This is a genomic window from Bradyrhizobium sp. SZCCHNRI1029 (assembly GCF_032487555.1).
Classification (GTDB): Bacteria; Pseudomonadota; Alphaproteobacteria; order Rhizobiales; family Xanthobacteraceae; genus Bradyrhizobium.
Genome location: NZ_JAUEUK010000003.1, coordinates 114876 through 127516 on the forward strand (window position 1 = coordinate 114876; position 12641 = coordinate 127516).

Here is a 12641-nt window from a genome sequence, read left to right on the forward strand (position 1 = left end):
TCGGCCGATACGCCCAGGCGCCTTCGCCCTCTCACTCCCCCGGACAGACGATCCATCGTGGCGTTTTTCCAGCGATCGCGCCGCGACAATGCCGCGCGCCCGTGTCGCCGGGCAACCTCGAGCGCATCAGACCAACCCCGCGTCTGATCTCCGGAGACCGGCCACTCACCGGCGAGATGCAGGCAGCATCTTGACGACAACATGCAATTCGCGCCCGATCGCCGTACCCCGCATTTGTCGCTTGCCGCCAGAAATCAATCACTTGGCACGTGATCGCGACGCATCTGTCACAGATCCGCGATGTCCCGAGAACAACATATTTGCGGACTCCCCCACGCCTTTTTTGGCCCGATTGCTCCGAACATATAGCGAGGTGCGACAAAGTAGCGCGCGTCAGAAAAGCGCGCGACACAGCGGCGCACGGGCGTGAGGCGCGGCGCAGCACGTCCGACGCAGGGCCGATGCGCTTCCGCATCGTCCGGCCAGTTTCGGTACGGGGCCCTGCCGGGCGTCGGATGAACTTGGGGAGAGATGATCTATGGCGAATAACACCTTCAACCCGACGGCGCTGGCCAACGGAACGTCGAACCTGCTGGTGCGCGCCTCAGCGCTCAAGATGTCGACCGACCTCGTCCAAGCCGGCGTGGTGTTCAACGATGCGGTGCGCGCCTCGCTCGGCCTGTTCACGCAGGCAGGCAGCGGCAACTCGAACCCGTTCCTCGGCAGCTACACGACCGATCTCCACGCCGTACAGAACGACATCGCCGCGATGCTCGCAAATCCCGGCCAGGTGACCCTGGGCGGCCAGGCCTTCACGCTGAATGCGACCGACACCGCCGTTCTCACCAACGTGCAGGCGCAGATCTCGACGCTGCTCACGGCCGCACCGCAGACCACGAATGCTGCGACGATCACAGCCGCGGATCAGACGCTGCACGCGGTCCAGCAGGAGATCCTGCAGGAGATCAACGGCGACGCGCATCTGTCCGGCGCGCTCAACAAGGTCAACTTCCTCGCCAACACCGGCGGCCAGGACGTCGGCTTCCAGAACACGCCGGCCGGTGCCGATGATGCGGCGACCTTGGCCGCAGCGACCGCAGGCAACACGCTGAAGGATGTCGGCCTCGTCTTCAACAAGGTCGTCGACCTCGCCTCCGGCGGCATCAGCACCGCGAACCTGCAGGAGGTAACGAACGACCTCACGGCGATCTCGCAAGGTCTCACCAAGATCCTCAACAACAAGACCCAGCTTGCCCAGATCGAGAATGGCGAAACGGCGAACGCGGCCGCGCTCACGACCATCCATCTGCAAACGGTGCTCGGGCAGATCAATCTCGAGCTCAACCAGTATGCCAAGGCGGAAACAACCGGCAATCAGGCTGCGCTGCGCGGCACGGCGGACAATCTGCTCGACAGCATCGACATCATTCAGAACGACGCCAATCTGAACAAGGCCGCGGGCGGCAACGGCATGCCGGGCCATGCCGGCGGGTTCGCGGAGGATCCGGGCGGGTTGACCGGCACGGTCACCAAGTTCCAGGACAACCAGGCGCAGACGAATTTCTGGGCCGCCTTCTTGGCGGAAGGCAACACCATCAACGCGACCCTGCAGAAGATCGCAACCGGCGGAGCGCAGGCCAGCGCCGCACTGGTCACTCAGATCCAGAACTATCAGGCATTTGGCGCCAATTTCGATGCCGCGCAAGGCAACGTCTTCCGTGGCCGCTTCGACAACGAGCTTCTGAGCGGCACGCTCGAAGCCGACACGGCGGCCGCGGTGAAGGGCCTGCAAGGCATCCTGAACGGCGATACGGGCGCTGCGCTTGCCGCAGACAAGGCGATGCTCGCCGCGGCCGGCCAGGGCTTCGCGGCCGACGCCATGGACGTTTCCGGCAACAACATCGCCATCGGCGGCGCGACCTATGTCGGCTCGGCGACCACGGTCTCGACGGCCACGTCGGTGCACGGACTCGCCCAGGGCACGATCCCGGTCACGGCAACCCCGAACATTGCCAACGGCACCGGCGGCTCATCGTCGACGCCGCCGGCTGGCGGCGCCACGCCGGTGAATTTCAGCCCGACCGCGCTTGCCAACGGCACGTCGAACCTTTTGACCCGTGCCACGGCGATCCAGCATTCGACCGACCTGGTGCAGGCTGGCGTCGTCTTCAACGACGCGGTGCGCGCCTCGCTCGGCCTCTTCAGCCTCGCCAACAGCGGCAACTCGCCGGCCTTCCTCACCAGCTACCAGGCCGACATCACGGCGGTGCAGACCGATATTGCGGCGATGCTGGCCAACCCTGGTCAGGTCACGCTCGGCGGCAAGACCTTCGCCTTGAACGCGACCGACACGGCGGTGCTGACCAATGTCGAGGGGCAACTGGGCACACTGCTGCAGGCGGCGGGACAGTTCGCCAACGCCAGCACATCGGCAGCGGCAAGCCAGACGATCCACGCGCTGCAACAGGAAATCCTCGGCGAAATCCACAATGACGCGCATCTGGCGAACGCGTTGAACAACGTCCCCTTCCTCGCCAATACCGGCGGCCAGGACGTCGCCTTCCAGACGTCGCCCGCGGGCGCGGACGATCCGGCGAGTCTTGCCGCCGCTACCGCCGGCAACAGCCTGAAGGACGTTGGTCTGGTCTTCAACAAGGCCGTCGAGGTCGCCTCGGGCGGCATCAACACCGGTAACCTTGCCGAGGTGACCGCGGACTTCACCGCCGTCCAGCACGGACTGACGGCCATCCTCAACAACAAGACCCAGCTCGCGCAGATCGAGGCTGGCGAGACTGCCAACGCCGCGGCGCTGACGACGATCCATCTGCAGACGGCGCTCGGCCAGATCAACCTGCAGCTGGGCAAGTATGATCAGGCTGCGACCACCGGCAATCAGGCCGCTCTCCGCGGCACGGCCGACAACCTGCTCGACATCATCGACATCATCCAGGGCGACACCAACCTCAACATGGCGGCAGGTGGCAACGGCAACGCCGGCCATGCGGGCGGCTTTGCCGAGGATCCGGGCGGGCTCAAAGGGACGGTCACCAAATTCCAGGACAACCAGGCACAGACGAATTTCTGGGCCGCATTCCTGGCCGAGGCCAACACCATCAACGCCACGCTGCAGAAAATCTCGACCGGCGGTGCGCAGGCGAGCGCGGCCCTGATCACGCAGATCCAGAACTACCAGCAGTTCGGCGCCAATTTCGACGCCGCCCAGGGGGCCGTGTTCCAGGGTCGGTTCGACAACGAACTGCTCAGCGGCACGCTCGAAGCCGACACCGCCAACGCGGTCAAGGGCCTGCAAGGCATCCTCAACGGCGACACCGGCGCGGCACTTGCGGCAGACAAGGCGATGGTCGCCGCGGCCGGCCAGGGCTTTGCCGCCGACGCCATGGACGTCTCCGGCAACAACATTCCGGTCAATGGCGGCACCTATGTTGGGACGGCCACGACGGTCTCGGCGGCGACCTCAATCAAGGGGACCGCGCACGGCACCATTCCGGTCACCGCGACACCGAACCTGGCCAACGGCACCGGCGGCACTGCTGCGGCAGGTACCACCGCCGCCGGTGGCGCTGCAGCCGGTGGTACCGCAGCGAACGGAGGCACGTCGACCGGCGGCACGGCGGCTGGCGGAACGGCGGCTGGCGGAACGGCGGCTGGCGGAACGGCGGCTGGCGGCACGTCGACGGGTACCACGGCCAACAACGGCAGCAACGCCACGCATCACAGCGATCATCACCATCATCACGATCAAAGCCAGGGCGCGCATATGAGCCAGGCCGCGGCTGCCGGGCCCGACATGTCGCATCTCCACGCGATGCATCACATGTGGGGTTGACGAGGCAGCCGCAGCAGCTGCTGCGGCTGGGATACGGATACCCGGGAGCAAGCAGATGAGGTCCACTCGCGCAGTGCTCCCGGGGGAAATGAGAAGGACAATGAGCCGGGCGAGACGACACGCGTTGAAGAAGGAGGCCTCGGAAGATCAACAAAGATGCACGTTCCGTTCCGCACCGCGGAGGCTCGTCACGCTGGAACTTTTCTAAGGAGAGATCGGTGACCGGTCGCAAGATCGGGGCAACTTCTTGTCTGGACCGTGCGTCGAAGCGCCGCTGAGCGACGATGTTGCGGGGATGCCACGACGGAAATCAACGAGTTAGTAAGCTTCCGACCGCCGCCGTGACCCGGCTGCGACAGGAGCCATTTGCCCGAACAACATCATATTTGAGGACTCCGCGGCGCTTCTTTTGGCCCCATTGGAGCAAATAATTCCCAGGTGCTCTGAGGCTGCGACATTTCGCCCGTTCCGCGAAGGAGCGAACGAGACGTCGCTGCCCGATCAACGCCCGCGTGCTGCCGATACGCCAAGCAGCAGACGCCGGGTTGAAACTTGGGGAGATGATCAATGGCAGCCAATACCTTCAACCCGACGGCGCTGGCGAATGGCACGTCCAATCTGCTGGTTCGCGCCTCTGCGCTCAACCCGTCGACCGACCTCGTCCAGGCCGGCGTCGTGTTCAACGACGCGGTTCGCATCTCGACCGGTCTGTTCTCGACGCCCCAGAACAGCGGCAACTCCAACCCGTTCCTCGGCAGCTACACCACAGACCTGCATGCCGTGCAGAACGACATCAACGCGATGCTGGCCAATCCCGGAGATGTCACGATCGGCGGCAAGGCATTCACGCTGAACGCGACCGACACCGCGGTGCTCACCCAGGTCTCGAACGAGATCACGACGCTGATCAACGCCGCGCCCAACACGACCAACCCGGCGACCCTCGCCGAGGCCGACCAGACCATCCACAACGTGCAGATGCAGATCCTGGCGCAGATCCAGGGTGACGCGCATCTCTCGGCCGCGCTCAACAACGTTCCCTTCCTGGCCAACACGGGTGCCATGGACGTGGCGTTCCAGAGCCTTCCCGCCGGCAACGACAGCGCCACCAATCTCGCTGCAGCGGCCGCGGGCGACCTGACCGCCATCGGAACGGTGTTCAATGCCGCCGCTGACCTTTCGCTGGGCGGCATGAGCGCCAACAACATCAACCAGATCCAGGCTGATTTTACGGCCGTGACGCAGGGCCTTCAGGCGATCCTGAATGACCCCGCGAAGCTCGCTGCGATTGAAGCCGGTGAAACCGCCGTTGCGGCCCAAACGACGACACTTCACCTGATGACGCTGCTCAGCCAAGCAAACCTTCAGCTGAACAAATACGATGTCGCCGAGACGATGGCCAATCCGACGGCGCTGCGCGGCTCCGCCGACAACATCGTCGACATGATCGACGTGTTTCAGAACGACGCGGCGCTCAACGCAGCGGCGGGCGGCACCGGCGCGCCTGGTCACATCGGCGGGTTCTCCGAAATGCCCGGCGGCCTGACCGGGACCGTCACGAAGTTCCAGGATAATCAGGCGCAGACCAATTTCTGGGCGTCGTTCCTCGCCGAGGGCAATACGCTGGGTGCGAAGTTGGTTGCGGTCGCAAATGGAACAGGTACGGCGTCACAGGCCCTGATCGACCAGATCACGAACTACCAGAACTTTGGCGCCGCGTTCGATGCGGCGCAGGGGGCGGTGTTCAAGGGACGGTTCGACGACGAGCTCGCCGCCGGAGCTCTACAGTCTGACACCATCATGGCCACCAAGGCATTGATGGGCATCATGAACGGCGACACGGGTGCAGCCCTGGCGACCGATCAGGCGATGTTGAAGGCTGCCGCCGCGAACTACATCGGCAATGCCGGAGACATTGCTGGCAACAACATCGCGATCGGCGGATCGGCCTACGTGACCTCAGCGACGAGCTTCGTGACAGCGACTGCGGTCAATGGCATTGCCCAGGGCACCGGCATGCCGGCGGGCGCCAATCCGAACATCGCCAACGGCACGGGCGGAACGCCTACGAGCACGACCACGCCCGGCGGCGGCATGGGCGGAGGTGGCACGACCGGTGGTGGCACCACCGGAGGCGGCACTGCGGGCGGTGGCACCACGGGTGGTGGGACGACCGGTGGCGGCACGACGGGCGGTGGAACGGCCGGCGGAGGAACCACCGGCGGCAACAACACCACCACGACGCATCACTGCGGCGGCCACCACAGCCATCATAGCAGCCACCACACGGCGGCAGCCGCGGCCACGGCCGCAACGGCGGCAGCGGCCTCGAGCGGTCCGGACATGTCCCACCACCACGCGATGCACCACATGTGGGGCTGACGCCTTCAGCAACCTGACCAACATTGGCCGGCGCAGACCCCCTTGGGTCTACGCCGGCTCGTTGCGTTGTGGCAGCACCGGCCATCGACGCTGCACGCGGCCGGACAAGCTCCATCCGCTGCTCGAAGGGTTCTAGCCGACCGTTTGCGATCGGCCTCGCCTAAGCCTCCGTTTCGCTTCAATCCGCCTCGACAACGGCATTCGTCGAACATTCAGCAAGTTGCCATCATGAACGAGCTCGCCGTCGCCTTCCGTCCCCGCCTCGTCCCCGCAGCGTCCGACGGCAGACAGCCGTCGGCGGCCGCGCTCAATGATCAAGCCTTGCGCATCGCCGAGCAGGCCTACCGGAAGGTTCTTTCGCTTCAGCCCCGTCATTTCCGCACCCTGTGTAGCCTCGCCATGGTCCGCCTGCAGCTCGGCGACACACATGAGGCACGCGACCTGCTCGACCAGGCCGCAGAGGAAGCCGGTGACGCCGCGGATCTGCACCTGTCGCTCGGCAAGTCCTTTGCAGGCCTCGGCGACCTCGCCAAAGCGAGCGCGCATCTGCAGCGCGCCGTCGCGCTCGACGAGACCTCGACCGAGGCCAGGCTTCTGCTCGGCAGCGCGCTCACCAGCCTCGGCGATCCTGCCGGCGCGGTTCGGCATCTGGAGCTGTTGCTGGCCGCGGACGCGGGCAGCGCCGATGCACACCAGGCGCTCGGCTTTGCCTTGCAGCGCCTCGACCAGTACGAGCGCGCGCTCGCGCATCACGAGGCCGCACTCGACGCGCGGCCGGATTTCGCCGCAGCCGCCGCCAGCCTCGGCGACGCCTGCCGCATGCTTGGGCGGCACTCGGAAGCCATTGTCCACTACTCGCGGGCGCTCGCGATCCAGCCCAACGCGCCGGTCGTGCTGCTCAACATCGGCGGCTGTCAGCAGGCCACCGGTCAGCTCGACGCCGCGATCCACACCTATCAGCAGGCCCTTGCCCTGAACCCCCGGCTCGCAGAGGCGCACTACAATCTCGGCAATCTGCACCTGGAGATGAAGAGCGGCCCTGCCGCCATCTTCCATTACGAGCGTGCCATCGCCGCGCGGCCGGACTTCCCGGAGGCCCATAACAACCTCGCCAATGCGCTGCGATCGCGCGGCAAGCACGACCTGGCGCTCGCGCATTACGACGAGGCGGTGCGCCGGCGCCCCGACTATGCCGTCGCCCACCGCAACCGCGGCGATGCGCTGCGCGACATCCAGCGCTACGAGGACGCCGTCGCGAGTTATCGAACCGCCCTCGCCCACGATCCCCGCGATGCCACGACGATGAACCATCTCGCTGGCGTGCTGATGATCCTGGGGCGGCTCGACGAGGCGGCGCTCGCGTATGAATCGGCCCTGGCTGTCAACCCGCGCAGTATCGGCACGCACCTCAATTACGGCGTGGTCAAGCCGTTCGCGGTCGACGACGCGCGCTGGGCACCTCTGCAGGATCTGGCCGCGAGATCGGAGACACTCACCGAGGATGCGCGCATCGCCCTGCACTTCACCCTCGGGCGGGCTTATGCCGACATCAAGGACGGCGAACGGTCGCTGGTGCACCTCAACGCCGGCAACGCTCTCGAGCGCCGCCGCATCAACTATGACGAGAACCAGACGCTGCGCCAGATCGAGCGCATCCGCGCGGTGTTCTCCAGGGACATGCTACAGGCGCGCGCAGGCCATGGCGATCCATCGCACGCGCCGGTGTTCGTCATCGGCATGCCCCGGTCCGGCACCAGCCTGGTCGAGCAGCTCCTCGCCAGCCATTCCGCCGTGCATGGCGCCGGCGAGGTCAACTATTTCGCGGCCGCCGCGGGGCTGTTCACCGATCGTGACCGCGGTGACTATCCGGAGATGCTCGCCAAGCTGTCCGACGCCGACATCACGACCCTCGCGCACGCCTATCTCGACCGGTTCACGGACCTGCCGGCGGACACCAAGCGCATCGTCGACAAGATGCCGTCGAACTTCCTGTTCGCCGGGCTGATCCATCTCGCGCTGCCGAATGCCCGGATCATTCACGTGCGGCGCAATCCGATCGACACCTGCCTGTCCTGCTACACCCAACTGTTCGCCGAGCCGCAGCCCTTCGCCTACGATCTGGCCGAGCTCGGCCGCTACTACCGGGCCTACGACGCCTTGATGAGCCATTGGCGCTCGGTGCTGCCAGAGGGCGTCATGCTGGAGGTGACGTATGAGGACATGGTGCGCGACTTCGATGCGCATGCCCGCAAGATCGTTGCGCATTGCGGGCTCGATTGGGATGACGCCTGCCTGTCGTTCCACGAGAACGAGCGTCCGGTGAACACCGCCAGCCTGGTCCAGGTCCGTAAGCCGCTGTTCTCCGGATCGGTCGGCCGCTGGCGCATGTATGGCGACCGGCTCAAGCCGCTGCTCGATGCGCTCGGCAGCGAGGCCGTGCGGCCGACGATTGCCGAGGCGATCGCGGGCGCCAAGCCGCCCCAGCCGGTGAACGTCGCTCCGCCCGTGGTGACGCCGACGACAGCATCGCTTTCCTTCGCTTCGCAGCAGGCCGGATCGCTGCAGACTCTGGCCGAAGGCGCCGCCGCCGTGGCAAAGAAGCTGCAAGGCCGCGGTGACTTCAAGGATGCCGAGACGATCTTCAAGCTGATCCTCGCGGGGCAGCCGAACCAGTTCGACGCGCTGGTCGGGCTCGGCATGGTCTGCACCACCACCAACCGGCTCGACGAGGCCAAGGAGTTCTTCCGGCGCGCGGTCGCGGTGAACGACAAGTCCGCCGAGGCCCATGGCAGCATCGGAGCCGTCGAGGCCTCCGCCGGCCATTATGAGACGGCCGTCCAGCACTACGAGACGGCACTTGCGCTGGCGCCGAGCCACGCCGGCATCCTCTATGCCTTCGCCATGGTGCGCCAGAACCAGGGGCTGATCGACGAGGCGATGGCCCTGCTCCGGCGGGCGATCGACAACAAGCCGCAGCACCTCGATGCGCATTTTGCGCTCGGCAACCTGCTCTATACGGCGGGCAAGGACATCGAGGCGGCGAAGCACTATCTCAAGGTTCTCGACTTCAGTCCTGAACACGCCGAGACCCACAACAACATCGCCAACGTGCTGCTGCGCCAGGGCCATCGCGAGCGCGCCATCGAGCACTACAAGCGGGCGATCGCGAGCCGGCCCGACTATGCCGACGCCTATGGCAATCTCGGCAATGCCTTCCTTGAGCTCAACCGGCTCGAGGAATCGATCGAGCAGAACCTGCTGGCCATCAAGATCAAGCCGGAACGCTTCGGCTCCTACAACAATCTCGGCGTCGCCTACCAGGCGCTCGGCCGCTTCGACGAGGCGACGGCGGCGTTCCAGAATGCCTTGGAGCTGGCGCCGGACGACGCGCCGATCCATCTCAATCTCGCGAACATGTCGAAGTTCAAGCCGGACGACAGCCGGCTTCCTGGTCTGCGGCAGCTCCTCGAACGCGTCGACCGGCTCGATCAGGAGAAGCAGATCGCAGCCCATTTCGCGATGGGCAAGGCGTTGTCCGACCTGAAGGACTACGACCAGGCATTCTCGCATCTGCACAAGGCGAACACCCTCAAGCGCAAGACCTTCGACTACGACTCCGAGCAGCGGCTCGGGATGATGAAAAATGTCGCGGCGCGCTTCACGCCCGAGTTCTTTCGCATGGTTGCAGGGCACGGCGACGACTCCTGGGCCCCGATCTTCATCGTCGGCATGCCGCGCTCAGGAACCACCCTGATGGAGCAGGTGCTGGCCAGCCATTCCAAGGTCTTCGGCGCGGGCGAGCTCGAGACCTTCAAGGATCTCGTCGGCGAATGCGCCAACCGCCAGAAGATCGTTCCGGCGTATCCCGATCTGATCACGCTGCTGCCACCCGAGGAGATGACGAAGATCGGTCAGGAGTACACCGCCCGCGTTCGGACGCTGGCGCCCGAGGCCGAGCGCATCGTCGACAAGATGCCGCTGAACTTCCTGTTCGTCGGGATGATCCATGCGGCGTTCCCGCGCGCCAGGATCATCAACACGCGGCGCGACCCGCTCGACAATTGCGTTTCCTGCTACTCGCTGCTGTTCACCGGCTCACAGCCCTTTGCTTACGACCTGACCGAGCTCGGCCACTACTACCGGGGCTATGAGGGCGTGATGGAACACTGGCACCAGGTGCTGCCGCCCGGCGTCCTGATGGACGTTCGATACGAGGATCTGGTCGACGACCTCGAGGGCGTGTCGCGCCGCGTGCTCGATCATTGCGGCCTCGACTGGGAGGATGCCTGCCTCGACTTCCATCGCACCGAGCGCATGGTGCGCACGGCGAGCCTGATGCAGGTGCGCGAGCCGATCTACCGCCGGTCGATCGGAAGCTGGCGCCGCTACGAGAAACATCTCGGACCGCTTTGCGAAGCCCTCGGCATCGACCTTCCGCCGCCGGAATCCACATGACCGCCGGCAAATAACCGGGTGCTGTTGCCCAGGGATTGGTGACAGGCGCGGCACCCGGCTATCCGGCCGCGCGGCGGAGCGGCCGGAGCATTGTGCTCCGTGGCCTTTAAGAAATTATCTTCGTCATATGCAGAAGCGTCAGTTTTAATACGCAGACCGACAACTAATTACACAATCAAAGGTTTATCTATCCACTCAGCCATTGGCTGAGGCGAATTGCGTTCGCAGACCGGCCAGATCGAACCCATGAGCCACCAGGATAGCACCTTCGGTCGTCCTTATCAGTTCAATTGATAGTTCGCTCCTAAGGGGTTTGAGGCCTGTCGACGGGCATGCCGCGATGCGGCACCGGTCCGGACACAACCTTTCGGCGAGTTTCGGGTATCGGTCCTGCCTCGCGGTCCATCTGATGCTGACGCCGGTCCCAACGAGGGTGTGTCATCCGCCACGGTCATCTCGGCCTGCACCTTGATGGCGCCCCACGGCATTCGGCGAGGTTGAAGCGCCCGCCCAACTCTGGCTCGCAGCAGCTTTCTCCTTTCCCGTTTGAATCCCCCCAGCGCCTCCACCGGCCGGACGAAGCCAGACTGTGACGACGGCCCAGCAGGCGCTTGACCTGGAGGCCAAGGCTTGGTTTGACCCGTTTCATCCGGTCAGAGCCCGACCGGATCCAGCCCCCAACCGTGGAAGATCCCTGACCATGCGCATCACTCTCGTCGGCTCCCGCCATTTCGGTGTCGCCACACTGAACATGCTGCGCGAGAGAGGAATCGAGATCGCGCGGGTCGTCGTTCATGATGGCGAGGACCGGCTCGCAGCCGCGGCGCGAGCAGCCGGGATCGAGGTCGTGGTCCAGGCCAATCCGAAGGTCGTGCCCGCCGGTGAGATCGCCCCCGACACGGACCTGATCGTCACGGCACATAGCCACGCCCGCGTCACCCACGAGGCCGTCGCAGCCGCCCGGCTCGGCGGCATCGGCTACCATCCCTCGCTGCTGCCGCGCCACCGGGGCATCGCCGCAGTGGAGTGGACCATCAAGGAGGGCGATCCGATCGCGGGCGGCACCATCTACCACCTCGCCGACCGCATGGATGCCGGCGCCATCGCCGCCCAGGAATGGTGCTTCGTCAAGAAGGGCGAGACCGCGCGCGAGCTGTGGGAGCGCGCTCTCGCACCGCTCGGGCTCAAGTTGCTCGGCGATGTCGTCGAATCGGCCAAGGCGACCGGCACGATTCCGGCCAAGCCGCAGGACGAGCAGTTCGCGACCAACGCGCCCAGCCTCACCCCGCACTGAACATCTGATCGCATCGCCCCGATAAGTTGTGGACATCCTCCCCGCTGGCGCCTTCGCGGTGCCCTGCGAACGGCAGCATGGGCGGTCAGCGGAAGGATGTGGGCGGTCGTCCGCTCATGTGGTGGGCGAAGGCGCAGTTTGCGCACAATGCCGCCCGAATGGCTCAAAGCCGGGTTCCGCATTAATCGTTAATGGACTGAAATTGCTCGATAAAAATTCGTTGCGGCGCTGCGGCAAATTTTCGTCACAATTCCTCCAAATAAGGTACCAATCAAACGACATTGAGGGACAACGATTCATGCGTCTCGACCGCATTGGAATGGCTTTCGCCGCGTCGATCCTGGTGGGTAGCTCGGCCGCCCCCGCATTCGCCCAGTCGCCCTATGACGGTCAGTGGCAGGTGACGATCGTCACCAACAGTGGCAGCTGCGAGCCCACGGCCAGCTCGACCTTGATCGTCGCAGACGGTAAGATTTCTGCGGCTGGCGCCAATGTGTCGGGTTCGATTGGACGCGAAGGCCTCGTCAAGGTCTCCATCAATGGCGCATATGCGAATGGGCAGCTCAACGGCAATTCTGGCTCGGGCAAGTGGAACGGCGCCTCGGCCGGCATCCCCTGTAGCGGCCGCTGGCAGGCTTCGCGCCTGTAACGGCGCGCACACGC

The 12641-nt window shown here is 65.2% G+C and carries 5 protein-coding genes; all 5 read left to right on the plus strand.

Going from position 1 to position 12641, the window contains the following annotated elements; genetic code table 11:
• Positions 1-538 precede the first annotated feature (538 nt).
• Positions 539-3847: a hypothetical protein gene (locus QW861_RS09675; protein ID WP_316165356.1), complete on the plus strand. Its 3309-nt coding sequence runs from the start codon at positions 539-541 to the stop codon at positions 3845-3847.
• A 567-nt stretch (positions 3848-4414) separates the two neighbouring features.
• Positions 4415-6229 carry a hypothetical protein gene (locus QW861_RS09680; RefSeq protein ID WP_315827555.1) on the plus strand — a complete coding sequence of 605 codons (1815 nt, stop codon included), beginning with the start codon at positions 4415-4417 and terminating at the stop codon, positions 6227-6229.
• 228 nt (positions 6230-6457) lie between these two features.
• Positions 6458-10684 (plus strand): sulfotransferase, encoded by a 4227-nt coding sequence (locus tag QW861_RS09685; RefSeq protein ID WP_316192964.1) that lies wholly within the window; start codon positions 6458-6460, stop codon positions 10682-10684.
• A gap of 700 nt (positions 10685-11384) precedes the next feature.
• The gene (locus QW861_RS09690) at positions 11385-11978 is read left to right on the plus strand and encodes a formyltransferase family protein (RefSeq protein ID WP_315711792.1); all 594 of its coding nucleotides are present in this window, start codon (positions 11385-11387) and stop codon (positions 11976-11978) included.
• A 298-nt stretch (positions 11979-12276) separates the two neighbouring features.
• On the plus strand, positions 12277-12627 hold the full coding sequence (locus QW861_RS09695; RefSeq protein ID WP_315751045.1) for a hypothetical protein: 351 nt from the start codon (positions 12277-12279) through the stop codon (positions 12625-12627).
• Positions 12628-12641 lie beyond the last annotated feature (14 nt).

Bases quoted from the DNA above. Each gene is read 5' to 3' on its own strand.
- QW861_RS09675 (WP_316165356.1), top strand. From the start codon at position 539: ATGGCGAATAACACCTTCAACCCGACGGCGCTGGCCAACGGAACGTCG.
- QW861_RS09680 (WP_315827555.1), top strand. From the start codon at position 4,415: ATGGCAGCCAATACCTTCAACCCGACGGCGCTGGCGAATGGCACGTCC.
- QW861_RS09685 (WP_316192964.1), top strand. From the start codon at position 6,458: ATGAACGAGCTCGCCGTCGCCTTCCGTCCCCGCCTCGTCCCCGCAGCG.
- QW861_RS09690 (WP_315711792.1), top strand. From the start codon at position 11,385: ATGCGCATCACTCTCGTCGGCTCCCGCCATTTCGGTGTCGCCACACTG.
- QW861_RS09695 (WP_315751045.1), top strand. From the start codon at position 12,277: ATGCGTCTCGACCGCATTGGAATGGCTTTCGCCGCGTCGATCCTGGTG.